At 65.0% G+C, this 18,380-nt stretch carries 19 protein-coding genes and 1 tRNA gene; 15 read left to right on the top strand and 5 right to left on the bottom strand.

Translation table 11 applies throughout. The features are described from left to right. A partial coding sequence (locus tag DIE21_RS26400) for an FAD-binding protein (RefSeq protein ID WP_258167503.1) occupies window positions 1-221 on the bottom strand: 221 nt, incomplete at its 3' end. Between the two features lie 106 nt (window positions 222-327). Between DIE21_RS26400 and DIE21_RS26405 the strand changes: the two genes are divergently transcribed. Beyond that, on the top strand, window positions 328-1,104 hold the full coding sequence (locus DIE21_RS26405; protein WP_124500454.1) for an SDR family oxidoreductase: 777 nt from the start codon (window positions 328-330) through the stop codon (window positions 1,102-1,104). 32 nt (window positions 1,105-1,136) lie between these two features. Next, on the top strand, window positions 1,137-1,568 hold the full coding sequence (locus tag DIE21_RS26410; RefSeq protein ID WP_124500455.1) for a thioesterase family protein: 432 nt from the start codon (window positions 1,137-1,139) through the stop codon (window positions 1,566-1,568). Window positions 1,569-1,674: 106 nt separating this feature from the next. Here the strand turns inward: DIE21_RS26410 and DIE21_RS26415 are convergent, their stop codons facing one another. Further along, window positions 1,675-2,220: a LuxR C-terminal-related transcriptional regulator gene (locus tag DIE21_RS26415; protein ID WP_124500456.1), complete on the bottom strand. Its 546-nt coding sequence runs from the start codon at window positions 2,218-2,220 to the stop codon at window positions 1,675-1,677. Window positions 2,221-2,443: 223 nt separating this feature from the next. On the opposite strand from DIE21_RS26415, the gene DIE21_RS26425 reads away from it, so the two are divergent. Continuing rightward, a complete protein-coding gene (locus tag DIE21_RS26425; protein WP_124500458.1) occupies window positions 2,444-3,148 on the top strand; it encodes a CoA transferase subunit A in 705 nt (234 codons plus the stop codon). 1 nt (window position 3,149) lies between these two features. Next, window positions 3,150-3,791 (top strand): CoA transferase subunit B, encoded by a 642-nt coding sequence (locus DIE21_RS26430; protein ID WP_124500459.1) that lies wholly within the window; start codon window positions 3,150-3,152, stop codon window positions 3,789-3,791. A 70-nt stretch (window positions 3,792-3,861) separates the two neighbouring features. Here DIE21_RS26430 and DIE21_RS26435 read toward each other — a convergent pair whose 3' ends face one another. The 3 genes from DIE21_RS26435 to DIE21_RS26445 are packed head-to-tail and all read right to left on the bottom strand — an operon-like array spanning window position 3,862 to window position 6,180. Next, the gene (locus tag DIE21_RS26435) at window positions 3,862-4,575 is read right to left on the bottom strand and encodes an SDR family oxidoreductase (protein WP_124500460.1); all 714 of its coding nucleotides are present in this window, start codon (window positions 4,573-4,575) and stop codon (window positions 3,862-3,864) included. Between the two features lie 37 nt (window positions 4,576-4,612). Continuing rightward, on the bottom strand, window positions 4,613-5,623 hold the full coding sequence (locus tag DIE21_RS26440) for a polysaccharide deacetylase family protein (protein ID WP_124500461.1): 1,011 nt from the start codon (window positions 5,621-5,623) through the stop codon (window positions 4,613-4,615). Between the two features lie 11 nt (window positions 5,624-5,634). Then, entirely contained in the window at window positions 5,635-6,180 is a 546-nt protein-coding gene (locus DIE21_RS26445) for an ester cyclase (protein WP_124500462.1), read from the bottom strand. A gap of 138 nt (window positions 6,181-6,318) precedes the next feature. Here DIE21_RS26445 and DIE21_RS26450 point away from each other — a divergent pair, with 138 nt between their 5' ends. The 11 genes from DIE21_RS26450 to pheT all read left to right on the top strand — a co-directional run bounded on the left by DIE21_RS26450 (window position 6,319) and on the right by pheT (window position 18,355). Beyond that, a complete protein-coding gene (locus tag DIE21_RS26450; protein WP_124500521.1) occupies window positions 6,319-7,227 on the top strand; it encodes a LysR family transcriptional regulator in 909 nt (302 codons plus the stop codon). Window positions 7,228-7,359: 132 nt separating this feature from the next. Further along, on the top strand, window positions 7,360-8,256 hold the full coding sequence (locus tag DIE21_RS26455) for an alpha/beta fold hydrolase (RefSeq protein ID WP_124500463.1): 897 nt from the start codon (window positions 7,360-7,362) through the stop codon (window positions 8,254-8,256). 79 nt (window positions 8,257-8,335) lie between these two features. After that, window positions 8,336-8,689 carry a RidA family protein gene (locus DIE21_RS26460; RefSeq protein ID WP_014897238.1) on the top strand — a complete coding sequence of 118 codons (354 nt, stop codon included), beginning with the start codon at window positions 8,336-8,338 and terminating at the stop codon, window positions 8,687-8,689. 39 nt (window positions 8,690-8,728) lie between these two features. Beyond that, complete coding sequence (locus DIE21_RS26465; protein WP_124500464.1) at window positions 8,729-10,963, top strand: bifunctional (p)ppGpp synthetase/guanosine-3',5'-bis(diphosphate) 3'-pyrophosphohydrolase; 2,235 nt, start codon at window positions 8,729-8,731, stop codon at window positions 10,961-10,963. A gap of 96 nt (window positions 10,964-11,059) precedes the next feature. After that, window positions 11,060-11,136 (top strand) — tRNA-Val (locus DIE21_RS26470). Between the two features lie 271 nt (window positions 11,137-11,407). Further along, window positions 11,408-13,315 (top strand): threonine--tRNA ligase, encoded by a 1,908-nt coding sequence (thrS, locus tag DIE21_RS26480; RefSeq protein WP_124500465.1) that lies wholly within the window; start codon window positions 11,408-11,410, stop codon window positions 13,313-13,315. 49 nt (window positions 13,316-13,364) lie between these two features. Beyond that, entirely contained in the window at window positions 13,365-13,889 is a 525-nt protein-coding gene (gene infC / locus DIE21_RS26485; RefSeq protein WP_124500466.1) for a translation initiation factor IF-3, read from the top strand. 190 nt (window positions 13,890-14,079) lie between these two features. Beyond that, window positions 14,080-14,277, top strand: a complete 198-nt coding sequence (gene rpmI / locus DIE21_RS26490) for a 50S ribosomal protein L35 (RefSeq protein ID WP_004191477.1) — start codon at window positions 14,080-14,082, stop codon at window positions 14,275-14,277. 30 nt (window positions 14,278-14,307) lie between these two features. Next, a complete protein-coding gene (gene rplT, locus DIE21_RS26495; RefSeq protein ID WP_004192938.1) occupies window positions 14,308-14,667 on the top strand; it encodes a 50S ribosomal protein L20 in 360 nt (119 codons plus the stop codon). Window positions 14,668-14,815: 148 nt separating this feature from the next. Beyond that, window positions 14,816-15,829: a phenylalanine--tRNA ligase subunit alpha gene (gene pheS, locus DIE21_RS26500; protein ID WP_006753318.1), complete on the top strand. Its 1,014-nt coding sequence runs from the start codon at window positions 14,816-14,818 to the stop codon at window positions 15,827-15,829. 96 nt (window positions 15,830-15,925) lie between these two features. Further along, a complete protein-coding gene (pheT, locus tag DIE21_RS26505; protein WP_124500467.1) occupies window positions 15,926-18,355 on the top strand; it encodes a phenylalanine--tRNA ligase subunit beta in 2,430 nt (809 codons plus the stop codon). Window positions 18,356-18,380 lie beyond the last annotated feature (25 nt).

Here is an 18,380-nt window from a genome sequence, read left to right on the forward strand (position 1 = left end):
CACACGCCGATCTCGGTGCCTTTCTCGGCGGCCAGCTGCTTGAGCCGGATCGCCGCCGACAGCCCGGCGGGGCCGCCGCCGACGATCACGACGTCGTATTCCATCGATTCGCGCGGGCCGTATTGCTCGATGAGGCTTGCGGGGGTCATTGGCGTTCCTCTAACCGTTAGAATGCTTTTATTCGGGAGCGTATTGTCCGCGAAACAAAACGCTTGCCGCAACAGCATGCGAATAGATTAGCACGATCGTTCTATTTTTTGTGCTAGGGTTATGCTGCGTGGGACAGGGCGTCCGCCGCGGCGAAACGACATCGAAAGGGGATGTGCAATGGGTCGATCGATCAATCTGGAAGGCAAGGTCGCGCTGGTCACGGGCGCATCGAGCGGCCTCGGGCAGCGCTTTGCCCAGGTGCTGTCGCAGGCCGGCGCGAAGGTCGTGCTCGCGAGCCGCCGCGTCGAGCGCCTGAAGGAGCTGCGCGCGGAGATCGAGGCGGCGGGCGGTGCCGCGCACGTCGTGTCGCTTGACGTCACCGACGTGCAGAGCATCAAGGCGGCCATCGCGCACGCGGAGACGGAGGCCGGCACGATCGACATCCTCGTGAACAATTCGGGCGTCTCGACGATGCAGAAGCTCGTCGACGTGACGCCGGCCGATTTCGAATTCGTGTTCGATACCAACACGCGCGGCGCATTCTTCGTCGCGCAGGAGGTGGCGAAGCGGATGATCATGCGCGCGAACGGCAACGGCAAGCCGCCGTGCCGGATCATCAACATCGCGTCGGTGGCCGGTCTGCGCGTGTTTCCGCAGATCGGGCTGTATGCGATGAGCAAGGCGGCGGTCGTGCAGATGACGCGTGCGATGGCGCTCGAATGGGGGCGCCACGGGATCAACGTCAACGCGATCTGTCCGGGCTATATCGATACGGAAATCAATCATTACCTGTGGGAAACCGAGCAGGGCCAGAAGCTGCAGTCGATGCTGCCGCGCCGGCGCGTCGGCAAGCCGCAGGATCTCGACGGGCTGTTGTTGCTGCTCGCGGCCGACGAGTCGCAGTTCATCAATGGCTCGATTATCTCCGCCGACGACGGCTTCGGCCTCGCCTGAGTGGATGACATTCAGCAACAAAGAAGACTGCAATGAGCGAATATTCCCCCGTATTTGAAATGTCGATGCCGATCCGCTGGGGCGACATGGACGCGTTCGGCCACGTGAACAACACGGTCTATTTCCGCTACATGGAACAGGCCCGGATCTCGTGGTTCGAGGAACTCGGCATCGCGGGCGGCAACGGCGAGGGGCAGGGCCCCGTGATCGTCACGGCGTCGATGGAGTTCCTGAAGCAACTGCACTATCCGGGCGACGTGATCGCGAGGATGTCGGCCGCGAAGCCGGGCCGCAGCAGCTTCGACACGGGTTTCGAGCTGACGCGCGCGGACGATCCGCAGCACGTCTATGCGCGCGGCAACGCGCGCTGCGTGTGGGTCGACTATGCGCTCGGCAAGTCGGTGCCGCTGCCGCAACTGCTGCGCGATACGATCGAGCGCGCGCTCGCGGCGAAGGTCGACTGAGCGCGGCAGCATCGAACCTGGCGTCCGGGCGCCGGTGTGCCGCCATTTCCTGATGATCCCCCGCATCGGCCGCGTCACGCGGCCGATTGCCATTCCGGGGCGCGTGTCACTGGCCGAGCAGGCGCTGCAGCAGTTCCGGCGTATTGTTCGTGCCGTACTTGCGCATCAGCCGCGCGCGGTAGATGTCGACCGTGCGCGAACTGATGTCGAGCACGCGCCCGATCTGCTTGCTGGTCTTGCCGGTCGCGAGCTGCGCGGCGATCTCGCGTTCGCGCGGCGTCAGCTCGACGGCGACCCGGCGCGTCGCGCTGAGGTCCTCGAAAGTCCACACGCCCGCCGCGAGCGGCGCGGTGCGGTCGAGCGCGCGGCCCGTCACGTGGCACCAGAACAGCTCGCCGTCGGCCCGTTTCATGATTCTGTCATCGGCATAGATGCCGTTCGCGATCATCACGCGCGAGATGCGCTCGCCGATGCGCTGGAATTCGTCCGGCGATGGATAGAGCACTTCGTACGACTTCCCGATCAGGTCGGCTCGCGCGCAGCGGAAGATCGACGCGAGCGCGTCGTTGCAGTCCTCGATCACGCGGTCGCGCGACATCACGAGGCCGAGCGGCGCGAGGTGGAAGGCAGTCTGGTAATCGAGAGCGGGCATGGAGCAGGCAAGCGGAGGCAAACGCTTATGTATTTTTGCGTATTGTGCCGCATCCGCGCCGCATCGTACCCTTCCAGGCATCTCGCGGTGGTTTGTCGCGATATAAAAACAGCGCGCCTCGACGCAGGCATCGCCGTGCATGCATAGAATGATGCGGCGGGCTTGCGGCCCAGTGGGCGCGTGAACCGGTTTTGCTGGTTTCCATAGAGGAAGGGACATACAGATGAACAAAGTCTATCCAAGCGCGGCTGCCGCGCTGGAGGGGATCGTCCGCGACGGACAGACCTTCGCGGTGGGCGGCTTCGGCCTGTGCGGGATTCCCGAGGCGCTGATCGCGGCACTGCGCGATTCCGCCGTCAAGGGCATCACCTGCATCAGCAACAACGCGGGCGTCGACGGCTTCGGTCTCGGCCTGCTGCTGGAAACGCGCCAGATCAGGAAGATGATCTCGTCGTACGTCGGCGAGAACAAGGAGTTCGAGCGCCAGTACCTGGCCGGCGAACTCGAGCTCGAATTCACGCCGCAGGGCACGCTCGCCGAGAAGCTGCGCGCGGGCGGCGCCGGCATCCCCGCGTTCTTCACGAACACGGGCTACGGCACCGTGATCGCGGAAGGCAAGGAAACGCGCCAGTTCGGTGATCGCCATTACGTGCTCGAGCCGTCGCTCACCGCCGACGTCGCGCTCGTGAAGGCGTGGAAGGCTGACCAATCCGGCAACCTGATCTATCGCCGCACCGCGCGCAACTTCAACCCGATGTGCGCGATGGCGGGCAAGATCACCGTGGCGGAAGTCGAGGAGATCGTCGAGAACGGCACGCTCGATCCGGACCAGGTCCACACGCCGGGCATCTTCGTGCAGCGCATCGTGCTGAACGCGACGCCCGAGAAACGCATCGAACAACGCGTCGTACGCGCGAAAGGAGACTGACATGGCCTGGAATCGTGACCAGATGGCCGCGCGCGCGGCGAAGGAACTGCAGGACGGCTTCTACGTGAACCTCGGCATCGGCCTGCCGACGCTCGTCGCGAACCACGTGCCGGCAGGCGTCGAGGTGTGGCTGCAGTCGGAGAACGGCCTGCTCGGCATCGGTCCGTCGCCGACGGAGGAAGAAGTCGATGCCGACCTGATCAACGCCGGCAAGCAGACCGTCACGACGCTGCCGGGCTCGTCGATCTTCTCGTCGGCCGATTCGTTCGCGATGATCCGCGGCGGCCATATCAACCTCGCGATCCTCGGCGCGATGCAGGTCAGCAAGAAGGGCGACCTCGCGAACTGGATGATCCCGGGCAAGATGATCAAGGGCATGGGCGGCGCGATGGATCTCGTCGCGGGCGTGAAGCGCGTCGTCGTGCTGATGGAGCACGTCGCGAAGGGCGACCAGCACAAGATCCTCGACGAATGCAACCTGCCGCTGACGGGTGTCGGCGTGGTCGACCTGATCATTACCGATCTCGGCGTGATCGAGGTGACGCCGGACGGCCTGAAGGTGCTCGAGCTCGCCGACGGCGTGAGCGCGGAAGAGATCCAGGCGAAGACGGGTGCACCGCTTGATGTGAGCGCGGTCGCGTAAGCGCCGTCGTTCCGCAGCCCTCGACGCCCCGCGTTCCGTCAGGAACGCGGGGCGTTTTGTCATGGCTGCGTCATGCAATCGCGCCGCCGCCGTCGATCAGCACCGTCGAGCCGGTCGCATAAGGCGTCGTCGCCAGATACACGATCGCATTCGCTATGTCCTCCGGCTGGCCTACGCGGCCTGCGGGAAGGCGCTGGGCGGCGCCCGCGTACATCGCGTCGCGTGCGTCGGGCGCGAGCTTGTCCCACAGCGGCGTCGCGACCAGGCCCGGCGATACGGTATTCACCCGCACGGGCGCCAGCTCGAGCGCAAGACCGCGGGCGAGCGCCTCGAGCGCCGCGTTGATCGCACCCTGCAGCACCGACGATGCGCTCGGTCGTACGCTGAGGTAACCCGACACGAACGTCAGCGAACCGCCGGGTGCGATGTCGATCGAGCGGGCGACGCGGTATGCGCCCCAGAACTTGCTGTCCATCGCGGCCTGCGCGTCGGCAAGCGGCAGTGCGCGAATCGGGCCCGTGGCCGTCTTCGCGGCCGAAATCACGACGTGGTCGAACTGGCCGGCACGCGCGCAGAACGCATCGACAGCCGCCGTATCGGTGATGTCGAGCGCTTCGGTGCGCAGGTGGCCGCCTGCCGTGATACCCGCGCCGGCCCTGGCCGGGTCGCGCGACGCGATCGTCACGACGGCGCCATGTTGCGCGAATGCTTGCGCGGCAGCGGCGCCGATGCCGGAGCTGCCGCCGACGACGAGGACTTTCTTTCCGTGGAGCGGATCATTCATGATGGTCTTTCCGAAGTGAGGAGAGGGTGCAAGCCGGTCAGATCGTTTCGGCCTCGCGCAGCGTCGACCGGCTGCGCAACGCGAAGCGGGCGATGTCGTCCTTGCGCATGAAGGCAACGCCCGGATGCGAGCGCGCGTAGTGCAGGAATGCGTCCCACGCGCGGACCATTTGCGGGTTGCCGCTGATCCGGTCGTGCGCGCTGATCGACATCAATCTGCGCCGCTGCCCGGCTTCCGCGTACAACTGGTCGAAATCCAGCTTGATCTGCTCGAGAAACATCGTCGGCGAGTAGTTGCGGCCTTCGATCAGCAGGATGTCGTTGTTGCGCAGCGTGTACGGGACGACCGCGAAATCGCGACCGCCGACGGTCTCGATGAAGGGCTCGTCGCGACTGACGTCGTCGATGTGGTACACGTAACCGAGTTCCTGCAGCAGCGACAGCGTATGCGGGCCGCGCCGCAGCCAGTTGCAGTTGTAGCCGATCGGGCGCCGTCCCGTCGCCGCTTCGACCATGTCGCGGGCTTCCGTGAGGAAGCGGCGCTCGTCGTCGCGGTTCATCGCGAATTGTGACCGCCATGTCGGTCCGTGCGCGGCCGCTTCGTGGCCGCGCGACACGATCTCCCGTGCCAGTTCGGGGTGCCGGCGTACGGCTTCTCCGATCATGTGCGACGTGACTTTCACGCCGTGCCGGTCCCACAGGTCGAGAAGGCGGGGAATTCCTTCACGATAGCCATACGCGAACCACGTGGCCGACGCCAGGTCGACCGGCACCGACGGTGGAAATTCGACGGACGGGAACGGACTGTCCGCGCCCTTGGGCGGTTGTCCGCCGGCTTCGAACTGCATCGAGATCGAGATGACGAGCCGCTTATCGTCCGGCCAGAACCCGCCGGTGTCCGTCCCCGCGGGACCCGCTATCGGCGCAGCCGTTGCCGGCTGGGGCGCGCCCGCGGCCATCGCGATGCCGGCCGCCAGCCCGGCGCCGGCCTGGGTAAGAAACGTGCGGCGCGCCGGATGCGTCGCCGAATCGTAGTCGCTGTGATTCATCGTCTCCTCCGTCAGCCGACGAGCCCGAGCTGGCGCAACAGTGTCAGGTTGTCCTCGATATGCCAGTTTTCCGCGATCCGGCCGTCGTCGATCCGGTAGATGTCGGTCGCGATGAAGTCGACCGTCTGCCCGTTTCCGGTCGTTCCATTGAATGTGCCGGTGAAATGCCCGCGAAAATGCAGGTGCACGACGACACGATCGCCCGCGACGATCATCTGTTCGATGTCGCAACGCAGGTCCGGGATGGCTGCGCGCATCGTTCGGGATGCAGCGAGCGGCCCCGGTACGCCCTGTGCGCGGCCGGCCGGGAGCGTTCGATCGATGAACCCGGCGGCGAGCGCCGTGCGGGCGAGGGCGGCGTCGCCCGTATCCCAGAACGTGCCATACCGACGCGCGGCGAGGATTTGCGCGCGTGCCTGCGCGGCCGGCACGTCGGCCGCGACGGTCAGAGCGTGCGGCTCGACGAGGTCGGCCGCGCGGGATGCGGCAGGCGACAGCGCAACGGCGCAGGCTGCCGCAGCGATGACGCGGGCGATCGAAGGAAGATGGATCGACATGGTTTCGGGTGTCCTGTGAATGGCGTCGAGCGACGACGGGGAACAGGTATGGTAGGTTTCTGCCACGAGCGCAAATACGGGATAAAAGCGAATGGATTATTCGAAAAATGGAAAGGATTGGGTGAATTCGGTGCCGCGATGTTGATCGACGATCTCCCGGCACTCGATACCTTCGCGAAGATCGTGTCGGCCGGCAGCCTGTCCGCGGCGGCGCGCGAGCTGGACTTGTCGCTGTCCGTCGTCAGCAAGCGGCTCGCGCATCTGGAGTCGCGGCTCGGCGTGCGTCTGCTGCACCGGACGACGCGGCAGCAAACGCTCACCGACGACGGTGCGCAATTCCATGCGCAGGTGCTGCGCATCCTGGCCGAGGTCGATCGCGCCGAAACGCTGATGAGCGATCGCCGCGGCACGGTCGGCGGCGTGCTGCGCCTGACGGCGCCCGGCGAACTCGGACGCCTGCGGATCGCGCCGCTCGTCGCGGCGTTTCAGCGGCAACATCCGGCGTTGGCCGTGCAGCTGATGCTGACCGACACGATCGTCGATCTGCTCGCGCACGACATCGACGTGGCCGTGCGGATCGGCAGGCTCGCCGATTCCACGATGATGATCGCGCGCGAGCTGGCGCCGAATCATCGCGTGCTTTGCGCGTCGTCGAGCTATCTTGCCGTGCACGGGCTGCCGGCCGATCCGGCCGAGCTTCGTGCACACCGATGCATCGTGATGGGCGACCAGCCGCGTACGGAGTGGCGGTTCGACGGCGTGCAGGGGGCAGTGACGGTCGAGGTGACGGCCGCGCTGCTCACGAACGACGGCGGCGCGGCCCGGACGTTGGCGCTGGAGGGCGCGGGCATCGCGCTGAAGTCGATCTGGGACGTCGGCGCCGATCTCGATGCGGGCCGGCTCGTCCGCGTGCTGCCGGCGTTCGCTGCGCCCGCGGCACCGCTTCATGCCGTATATCCCGGCGGCCGTCACGTGCCGTTGCGCGTGCGCGCATTCGTCGATTTCCTGCGCGAGCAGTTGCGCGACGCGTGGCGTCTCAACGCGTGAGCCGTCGCGAACGACGCGCCGGATGACCGCCGGCGCGTGACGCCCCGCCGTCACGAAGCGGTTTACAATCGTTTGCATCGGGCGGCGCAAGCGCTGCCCGCCGCGCCGCCCACGTTCGACAGGATGCCAACGATGCCAACCCCCTCAGCGAATCCTCCCGTTCCCCGTCAGCGACGCGTACAGTGTGCGAGCGTCGCGGGCCTGCACCACGTCGCCTACACCGAATGGGGCGACCCCGCCAATTCGCGGGTGCTCGTCTGCGTGCATGGCCTGACCCGTTCGGGGCGCGATTTCGACCGGCTTGCCGCCGCGCTGTCCGATACGTATCGCGTCGTGTGCCCCGACGTCGTCGGGCGCGGTCGCTCCGACTGGCTTGCCGATCCGCGGCATTACGCGATTCCGCAATATGTGGCCGACATGGTCACGCTGATCGCGCGGCTCGACGTCGAGTCGGTCGACTGGTTCGGCACGTCGATGGGCGGGCTGATCGGCATGGCGCTCGCGGGGCTGCCCGGTTCGCCGCTGCGCCGGGTGATCGTCAACGACGTCGGCCCGCGCATCGAGCCCGATTCGCTGACGCGCATCGGCGAATACCTCGGCGTGCAGCCGCGCTTTGCGACCGAGCAGGAGGGTATCGACTATCTGACGTCGCTGTCGCTGCCGTTCGGCGCGTTGACCGGCGACGAATGGCGCGAGATCAACGGGCCGTTGCTGCGCGAGCTGCCCGACGGCGGCTGGACGATGCGCTACGACCCGCGCATCGCCGAGCCGTTCAAGGCGACGACGCCCGAACTCGCCGCGCTCGGCGAGGCCGCGCTGTGGCGCGCGATCGAGACGACCGATGCGTCGCTGCTGATCGTGCGCGGCGCCGAGTCGGACCTGTTGTCGCGCGAGACCGTCGCCGAGATGGTGCGCCGCGGCCGGCGTGTGATGCAGGCGGAAATCTCCGGCACGGGGCACGCGCCGGCGTTCCTGAGCGCCGACCAGATTGCGCTCGCCCGCCGGTTTTTCGTCGAAGGCGACGCATAAACGCGTCATAATATGCGGTTCGGCGGCACGCGGGCCGCGTGTCGCCGATTCTTCACCCACTCAACGACCGGAACATTCCATGGCAGTCATTCGTCACCACGTCGGGGCCCGTCTCTCCGAAACCGCGATCCACAACGGTACCGTGTATCTGGCCGGTCAGATCGCCGAAGACACCACCCAGGACATCAAGGGCCAGACGCGCGAAGTGCTCGGCCATATCGACCGCCTGCTCGCCGAAGCGAACAGCGACAAGGCGCATCTGCTGTCGGTGCAGATCTATATTTCGGATCTCGCGAACTTCGAGGGCATGAACGCGGAGTGGGACGCGTGGGTCGCGCAGGGCAACACGCCGCCGCGCGCCACCGTCGAGGCGAAGCTCGCGGATCCGGCGCTGCTCGTCGAGATCGTCGTCGTCGCCGCGCAGCGGAGTTGAGCGAAGCGTCACGATGACAGCAATACGCCAGGCCGTGCGATGACCGAGTCCGTTTCCCCTTCTTCCGTCGTGGCGCCGTCGTTCGACGACGTGCTCGCGTTCGTGCGCGAGCGGGCCGGCGACGCCCGCCTGTCGTCGGGGGAATTGCTCGCCGATCACTCGGCGGGCACGGCATCGATCATGCGCACGCTGAACGTCGACCCGCACGCGATGCAGGCGGCCGCGCTGTTCGTGCTGACGCCGCACCTGAACGATCCCGGGCGGGAGCTGACCGAGCGTTTCGGCGAAGAGGTCGCGCGGCTCGTGTCCGATGTGCGCAAGCTGCTGCGGCTCGGCACCGTCAGCCTGCGCGTCACGCAGAACGCGATGCCCGACGCCGGGCGTGACGCCGCGGAGGAGCGGCGCACGCAGATCGAGGCGCTGCGCAAGATGCTGCTCGCGTTCGCGCAGGACATCCGCGTGGTGTTGATCCGCCTGGCGTCGCGGTTGCAGTCGCTGCGCTACTACGCGGCGTCGAAGATCGATCCGCCGCCTGACGTCGCGCGCGAGACGCTCGAGATCTATGCGCCGCTCGCGAACCGTCTCGGCATCTGGCAACTGAAGTGGGAGCTCGAGGACCTCGCGTTCCGCTTCGAGGATCCGGTCACCTACAAGCGCATCGCCAGGCTGCTCGACGAGAAGCGCGTCGAACGCGAGGCGTACGTCGCGCAGGCCATCGAGCGGCTCCAGCACGAGCTGGCGGAAGCGCACATTCCGGCCGACGTGAGCGGGCGGCCGAAACATATCTACAGCATCTGGCGCAAGATGCGCGGCAAGGAGCTCGACTTCTCCGAGCTGTACGACGTGCGTGCGTTCCGCGTGATCGTGCCGGACATCAAGGATTGCTACGCGGTGCTCGGCATCGTGCATCACCTGTGGCAGCCGGTGCCGAAGGAATTCGACGACTACATCTCGCGCCCGAAGCCGAACGGCTACAAGTCGCTGCATACGGTCGTGATCGGCGACGACGGCCGCGCGTTCGAAGTGCAGATCCGCACGCAGGAAATGCACCGCTTCGCCGAGTACGGCGTCGCCGCGCACTGGCGCTACAAGGAAGCGGGCGCGCGCGGCTATGGCGGCCAGTTCTCGGCAAGCGACAAGTACGACGAGAAGATCGCGTGGCTGCGCCAGCTGCTCGCATGGAAGGACGACGTCGAGGACGGCACCGAAGTGTCGGGAGACAAGGCTTGGGCCCAGCTGCGCGAGACGTCGCTCGACGATGACCACATCTACGTGCTGACGCCGCAGGCGCGCGTGATCGCGCTGCCGCAGGGCGCGACGCCGGTCGACTTCGCGTACCACCTGCACAGCGAGCTCGGCCATCGCTGCCGCGGCGCGCGCGTCGACGGCGTGATGGTGCCGCTGAACACGTCGCTCGCGAACGGCCAGACGGTCGAGATCGTCGCGGTGAAGGAGGGCGGGCCGTCGCGCGACTGGCTGAACCTGCAACTCGGCTATCTGAAGAGCTCGCGCGCGCGGCAGAAGGTGCGGGCGTGGTTCAACTCGATCGAGCAGGAAGAAAACATCGCGCATGGTCGTGCGCTCGTCGAAAAGACGCTGCAGCGCGAGGGCAAGACGTCGGTCAACCTCGACAATCTCGCCGCGAAGCTCGGCTTCAAGTCGCCCGAGGAACTGTTCTCGGTGGTCGGCAAGGAAGAATTCAGCCTGCGCAACGTCGAGCACGCGCTGTCCGATGCGCCGCCGCCCGAGCACGCGCCGGAGGCGCCCGCCGATTTCGAGAAGCGCAGCAGCGGGGCGAGTGTCGCGCACGGCGCGTCGACCGGCGTGCTGGTGGTCGGCGTCGATGCACTGCTGACTCAGCTCGCGCGCTGCTGCCGTCCGGCGCCGCCCGACCCGATCAGCGGATTCGTGACGCGCGGCAAGGGGATGTCGATTCACCGCAGCGACTGCCCGACGTTCCGGCGGATGGTCGAGCGGGCGCCGGAGCGCGTGCTGCAGACGACCTGGTCGGCCGACGTGCTGGGCGGGCGCGGCGTGTCGGTCTATCCGGTCGACCTGATGATCGAGGCGAGCGACCGGCAAGGCTTGCTGCGCGACATCTCCGAAGTGTTCGCGCGCGAGAAGATGAACGTGGTGGGCGTGAAGACGCAAAGCCGCCGCAATGCGGCCTTCATGCAGTTCACGGTCGAGGTGTCGAATTCCGCGCAGGTGCAGCGTGCATGCACGCTGCTCGGCGAGGTGCCGGGCGTCGTGCGGGCGGGGCGCAAGGGGTGACGTCCCCGTAATAGGGCTGGAACGCGAGCATTTTGCTGCGACTGCATAAAAACGCTTGCCAAGTCATCGGTAGCCCCATATAATCTTAGCTTCTCTAGGCTCGTAGCTCAGCTGGTTAGAGCACCACCTTGACATGGTGGGGGTCGTTGGTTCGAGTCCAATCGAGCCTACCAACGAATTGAGAATGCCCGGTTTCCGGGTGTTCGATGCAGTAAATAACTCAACGCGAACAAGGCGAATACGGTTATGACACCGCGAACGTTGACCGAAACCTTTTCGGAGCGACGCTAGTCGAGGAACCCTTTCGCCCTTTCAGTTTGAGTGAAGTATCGAATGCGGCCCCTCGAAAGCGGGGCCGCATTTTTTTTGTCGCGAAATTTTCGCGCGTGACTTTTACATCGCGTGCTTGGTCTGCCGCCCACTGTCGGCATCACGGAGATTGCCATGGTTTCGATACGCTTGCCTGACGGCTCAGTTCGACAATACGAGCATCCGGTGACAGTTGCCGAGGTTGCCGCCTCGATCGGTCCCGGCCTTGCGAAGGCTGCGCTTGGTGGCAAGCTCGATGGCGAGCTCGTTGATACGTCCACGGTCATCGATCGCGACGCATCGCTCGCGATCGTGACGGACAAGGATGCCGACGGTCTCGACATCATCCGTCATTCGACCGCGCACTTGCTCGCCTACGCGGTGAAGGATCTGTATCCGGATGCGCAGGTGACGATCGGTCCCGTGATCGACAACGGCTTCTACTACGACTTCTCGTACAACCGCCCGTTTACGCCCGAAGATCTGGAAAAGATCGAAAAGCGCATGCAGGAGCTCGTGAAGAAGGACGAGCCGGTGACGCGCCGCGTCGTGTCGCGCGACGAGGCGGCCGGCTATTTCCGCAGCCTCGGCGAGAAGTACAAGGCCGAGATCATCGAATCGATTCCGCGAAGCGACGAAATCAAGCTGTACTCGCACGGCGGCTTCACGGACCTGTGCCGCGGCCCGCACGTGCCGTCGACCGGCAAGCTGAAGGTCTTCAAGCTGATGAAGGTCGCGGGCGCGTACTGGCGCGGCGACTCGAAGAACGAGCAGCTGCAGCGCATCTACGGTACGGCCTGGACGAAGAAGGAAGACCAGGATCAGTACCTGCACATGCTCGAGGAAGCGGAAAAGCGCGACCACCGCAAGCTCGGCAAGCAGCTGGACCTGTTCCACATGCAGGAAGAGTCGCCGGGCATGGTGTTCTGGCATCCGAAGGGCTGGGCGCTGTGGCAGCAGGTCGAGCAGTACATGCGTCGCCGCGTGAACGACGCCGGCTACCTCGAGATCAAGACGCCGATGATCATGGACCGCTCGCTGTGGGAGGCGTCGGGCCACTGGCAGAACTACCGCGAGAACATGTTCACGACGGAGTCGGAAAAGCGCGACTACGCGATCAAGCCGATGAACTGTCCGGGTCACGTCCAGGTGTTCAAGCACGGCCTGCGCTCGTACCGCGATTTGCCGCTGCGCTACGCGGAATTCGGTTCGTGCCATCGCAACGAGGCATCGGGTGCGCTGCATGGCCTGATGCGCGTGCGCGGCTTCGTGCAGGACGATGCGCACATCTTCTGTACGGAAGACCAGTTCATCTCGGAGTCGATTGCGTTCAACACGCTGGCCATGAGTGTGTACAAGGACTTCGGTTTCGATCACATCGACATCAAGCTGTCGTTGCGCCCGGACCAGCGTGCGGGCACGGACGAGACGTGGGATCGCGCCGAGCAGGGCCTGCGCGACGCGCTGACGGCCTGCGGCCTCAAGTGGGAAGAGCTGCCGGGCGAGGGTGCGTTCTATGGTCCGAAGATCGAATACCACATCAAGGATGCGCTCGGCCGTTCGTGGCAGTGCGGCACGCTGCAGCTCGACATGGTGCTGCCGGAGCGCCTCGGTGCCGAGTATGTCGCGGACGACAGCAGCCGCCGCCGGCCGGTGATGCTGCATCGGGCAATCGTCGGTTCGATGGAGCGTTTCCTCGGCATTCTGATCGAGCACCACGCTGGTGCGATGCCGGCCTGGCTCGCGCCGTTCCAGGCAATTGTGCTCAATATCGCCGAAAGTCAGGCCGAATATGCACAATCTCTGGCCCAAACGTTGCAAAAACAAGGGGTTAGAGTGACGGCCGATTTGCGCAACGAGAAGATTAGCTATAAAATACGCGAGCACACGCTGGAAAAGGTGCCTTATCTCCTCGTCGTGGGCGATAAGGAGCGTGATGCGCAAACGGTAGCCGTGCGTGCCCGTGGCGGCGTCGATCTTGGCGTTATGCCGATCGAAGCCTTCGTTGAGCGTCTGCAGGAAGACCTGCGCTCGTTCAAGTAACCGCCCTGGCAGCGCGGCTCGTTTTTTTAATTTTTAGAGGAAACGTAACATCGCTACTGATAAGTCGTCGCATCGCATCAACGGTGAAATCTCTGCGCCGGAAGTGCGTCTGGTCGGGATCGAGAACGAACCGCTCGGAATCGTAAAACTCGCTGATGCTTTCCGTAAATCGGAAGAGCTTGACGTTGACCTGGTGGAAATCGCGCCGCAAGCCGTTCCGCCGGTCTGCCGTTTGATGGACTACGGCAAGTTCAAGTATCAGGAGTCCAAGAAGCAACACGAAGCGAAGCTGAAGCAGAAGGTTATCCAGGTGAAGGAAGTCAAATTCCGCCCGGGTACCGATGACGGTGACTACAACGTCAAGCTTCGCAACCTCGTGCGCTTCCTCGAAGAGGGCGACAAGACGAAGATCACGTTGCGTTTCCGCGGCCGCGAAATGGCTCACCAGGAGATCGGCATGCGGATGCTTGAGCGTCTGCGCACGGATCTCGAGGAAGTCGGCCAGGTCGAGCAGATGCCGAAGATGGAAGGGCGCCAGATGATCATGGTGCTCTCGCCGAAGAAAAAGAAGTAACGGGCCCGCGCGCAACGCGCGCAGGTTCGAAAGTGGTTCGGTGCGTTGCCCGGTCAGGGCGGCGCGCCAACGATGACGGCGGCTGCGCAAGCGGTTCGCCGTACACAAGTGGACTGGGTTTCGAAGGGCGGGTCAAGGGCGCAAGCCAACCGCACACCCATCGCCATCTAATAAACTGGAGTTGTTCGTCATGCCTAAGATGAAGACCAAGAAGAGCGCTGCAAAGCGCTTCGTGGTGCGTCCGGGCGGCACCGTCAAGCGCGGTCAAGCCTTCAAGCGTCACATCCTGACCAAGAAAACCACGAAGAACAAGCGTCACCTGCGCGGCGCAACGGCAGTTCATGATTCCGATCTGAACTCCGTCCGCGCGATGCTGCCGTTCGCGTAACCCCTCAACTGATACTCCAAGGAGAGAAACATGCCTCGAGTCAAACGTGGGGTAACCGCACGGGCCCGCCACAAGAAGATCATCAACCTGGCCAAGGGTTATCGCGGCCGTCGCAATAACGTCTACCGCATCGCCAAGCAGGCGGTGATGCGTGCTGGCCAGTACGCGTACCGCGATCGCCGCAACAAGAAGCGTGTGTTCCGCGCACTGTGGATCACGCGTATCAACGCGGCGGTTCGCCAGCACGACATGACCTACAGCGTGTTCATCAACGGCCTGAAGAAGGCGTCGATCGAACTCGACCGTAAGGTCCTGGCCGACATGGCGGTGTTCGACAAGGCTGCTTTTGCTGCGATCGTCAAGCAGGTGAAAGCCGCCGTTGCAGCCTAATTGCGAAATTAGCACTGCGTGGTTAGTTGCAGCGAGGTTCCGGTAGTCTCGGCCGCTGCAGCGAAAACGGGGCTCTTCCGAGCCCCTTTTTTGTTTGGTGAGCAGTTTTGCCCGCCAAGACCGAATGACGTTGGAAATGATGGGATCTATGGATCTGGACCAGATTGTCGCCGACGCGCAGCAGTCCTTCGAACAGGCTGCCGACATCACCACGCTCGAAAACGAGAAAGCACGATTTCTCGGCAAGTCGGGTGCGCTGACCGAGTTGCTCAAGGGCCTCGGCAAGCTCGATCCCGAAGCACGCAAGACCGAAGGCGCACGCATCAACGTCGCGAAGCAGCAGGTTGAAGCCGCGCTGACCGCACGCCGCCAGGCGCTCGCCGATGCGCTCTTGAACCAGCGCCTCGCCGCCGAGGCGATCGACGTCACGCTGCCGGGCCGCGGCGCCGGCGCAGGCAGCCTGCACCCCGTGATGCGCACCTGGGAGCGTGTCGAACAGATTTTCCGCTCGATCGGCTTCGACGTGGCCGACGGTCCCGAAATCGAGACCGACTGGTACAACTTCACGTCGCTGAACAGCCCGGAGAACCATCCGGCGCGTTCGATGCAGGACACCTTCTACGTCGAAGGCAAGGATGCCGACGGCCGCCAGCTGCTGCTGCGCACGCACACGAGCCCGATGCAGGTGCGTTACGCGCGCATGAACCGTCCGCCGATCAAGGTGATCGCGCCGGGCCGCACGTATCGCGTCGACAGCGATGCGACCCACTCGCCGATGTTCAATCAGGTCGAGGGGCTGTGGATCGACGAAAACATCAGTTTCGCCGACCTCAAGGGCGTCTATACCGACTTCCTGAAGAAATTCTTCGAGCGCGACGACATCCTCGTGCGCTTCCGCCCGTCGTATTTCCCGTTCACGGAACCGTCGGCCGAGATCGACATGATGTTCGAGCACGGCAAGAACGCCGGCAAATGGCTCGAGATCTCCGGCTCGGGGCAGGTGCATCCGACCGTGATCCGCAACATGGGCCTCGATCCCGAGCGCTACATCGGCTTTGCGTTCGGCAGCGGCCTCGAGCGCCTGACGATGCTGCGCTACGGCGTGCAGGATCTCCGGCTGTTCTTCGAGAACGATCTGCGTTTCCTGCGCCAGTTCGCATAACGCACGCGCCGCGCCGACATGTGCCCGCGCACGCCCCGCCGGACGTTTCCGACGGGGCCCGGGCGTCGATCTAACCTGTTTCGAACGTAGACATCCATGCAATTCCCTGAATCCTGGTTGAGAACCTTTGTCGACCCGCAGCTGACGACCGATGAACTGTCGCACGCGCTGACGATGGCGGGGCTCGAAGTCGAATCGCTGAGCAAGGCTGCGCCGCCGACGTCGAAGATCGTCGTCGGGCGCGTGCTCGAAGTCGTCAAGCATCCGGATGCGGACAAGCTCAATGTCTGCCAGGTCGACGCCGGCACCGGCGCGACGCTGAATATCGTGTGCGGCGCACCGAACGTGGCGCCCGGCATCAAGGTGCCGGTCGCGCTGGTCGGCGCGGAACTGCCGCCGGCAGAAGAGGGCGGCAAGCCGTTCGCGATCAAGCTGTCGAAGCTGCGCGGCGTGGAAAGCCAGGGGATGCTGTGCTCCGCACGCGAGCTGAAGCTGTCCGAGGACCACAGCGGCCTGCTGATCCTGCCGGGAGACACGCCGGTCGGACAGGACATCCGCGACACGCTCAATCTCGACGACACGATCTTCGAAATCAAGCTGACGCCGAACAAGGCCGACTGCCTGTCCGTGTTCGGCATCGCGCGCGAGACGGCCGCGATCACCGGCGCGCCGCTGACGCCTGTCGATATCCGCCCGGTGCGCGTCGAGCTCGACGAGACGCTGCCCGTGCGCATTGCCGCGCCCGATCTGTGCGGCCGCTTCTCGGGCCGCGTGATCCGCGGCGTGAACGCGCACGCGAAGACGCCGCAATGGATGGTCGAGCGCCTCGAGCGTTCGGGCCAGCGCAGCGTGTCGGCGCTCGTCGACATCTCGAACTACGTGATGTTCGAGCTCGGCCGTCCGTCGCACGTGTTCGACCTGGACAAGATCCACGGCGGCATCGAGGTGCGCTGGGGCCTGCGCGGCGAGTCGCTGAAGCTGCTGAACGGCAACACGATCGAACTCGACGAAGCGGTCGGCGTGATCGCGGACGACCGTCACGTCGAAAGCCTCGCGGGCATCATGGGCGGCGACAGCACGGCCGTCACGCTCGACACGACCAACATCTATCTGGAGGCCGCGTTCTGGTGGCCGGACAGCATCCGTGGCCGCGCGCGCAAGTACAACTTCTCGACCGATGCGGCCCATCGCTTCGAGCGTGGCGTCGACTATGCGACGACGGTCGAGCACGTCGAGCGCATTACCCAGCTGATTCTCGAGATCTGCGGCGGCAAGGCCGGCCCGGTCGACGATCAGGCGGTCAACCTGCCGCAGCGCGCGCCGGTGAAGATGCGCGTGTCGCGCGCGAACCGCATCATCGGCGTGAAGATCGACGCCGACGAGATCGCGAACATCTTCACGCGCCTCGGCCTGCCGTTCGAGCGTGACGACGACGCATTCCTGGTCACGCCGCCGTCGCACCGCTTCGACATCGAGATCGAGGAAGACCTGATCGAGGAAGTCGCACGCATCTACGGCTTCGAGAAAATTCCGGCGCGTCCGCCGGTCGCGACGAGCGAGATGCGCGCGACCAACGAGACGCAGCGATCGATCCACGACATCCGTCATGCGCTGGCGGCGCGCGACTATGCGGAAACGGTCAACTTCAGCTTCGTCGATGCGGAGTGGGAGCACGATTTCGCCGGCAACGACAACCCGATCCGCCTGCTGAACCCGATCGCGAGCCAGCTGTCGGTGATGCGCACGACGCTGTTCGGCAGCCTGATCTCGGTGCTGCGCCACAACCTGAACCGTCGCGCGGATCGCGTGCGCGTGTTCGAGGCGGGCCGCGTGTTCCTCGCCGATCCGTCGGTGAAGGCCGGCGAGCTGACCGTCGAAGGCTACACGCAGCCGAAGCGTGTCGGCGCGCTCGCGTACGGCCCGGCGGTCGACGAACAGTGGGGCGTGGCGACCCGCGCGGTCGATTTCTTCGACGTGAAGGGCGATCTCGAGGCGCTGCTCGCGCCGGCCGCCGCGCGCTTCGTGAAGGCCGGGCATCCGGCCCTCCATCCGGGCCGCAGCGCGCGCATCGAAGTCGATGGCCGCGCGGCCGGCTGGATCGGCGAGCTGCATCCGCGCCTGATGCAGAAGTACGAGCTGCCGCACGCGCCGGTGATGTTCGAAATCGACGCGGACGCGCTGATCGCGCGTGCGCTGCCGGCACCGACCGACGTGTCGAAATTCCCGCCGGTACGGCGCGACATCGCCGTCGTGGTCGATCAGGCGGTCGAGGTTCAGGCACTTTTCGACGAAATGAAGAAGGCGCTGGCCGAAGACGCCTGCCGATTCGTTCAGAGGGTTGTACTCTTCGACGAATTTCGTGCAAAATCAAATACTTCCGGTGGTCTTGCCGCGCACGAGAAGAGCCTTGCGTTCCGCGTGACGCTACAGGACGCGGCTGGCACGCTGCAGGACGAAGTCGTCGATCAGGCGATCCAGACGCTGGTCGAGCGGATGGCGCGTGCCGGTGCTCGCCTGCGCGGCTAAGGAGAGGGGCTGCCCGTTCGCGGGC

The sequence above is a fragment of the Burkholderia sp. Bp9140 genome, assembly GCF_003853425.1.
Taxonomy (GTDB): Bacteria; Pseudomonadota; Gammaproteobacteria; order Burkholderiales; family Burkholderiaceae; genus Burkholderia.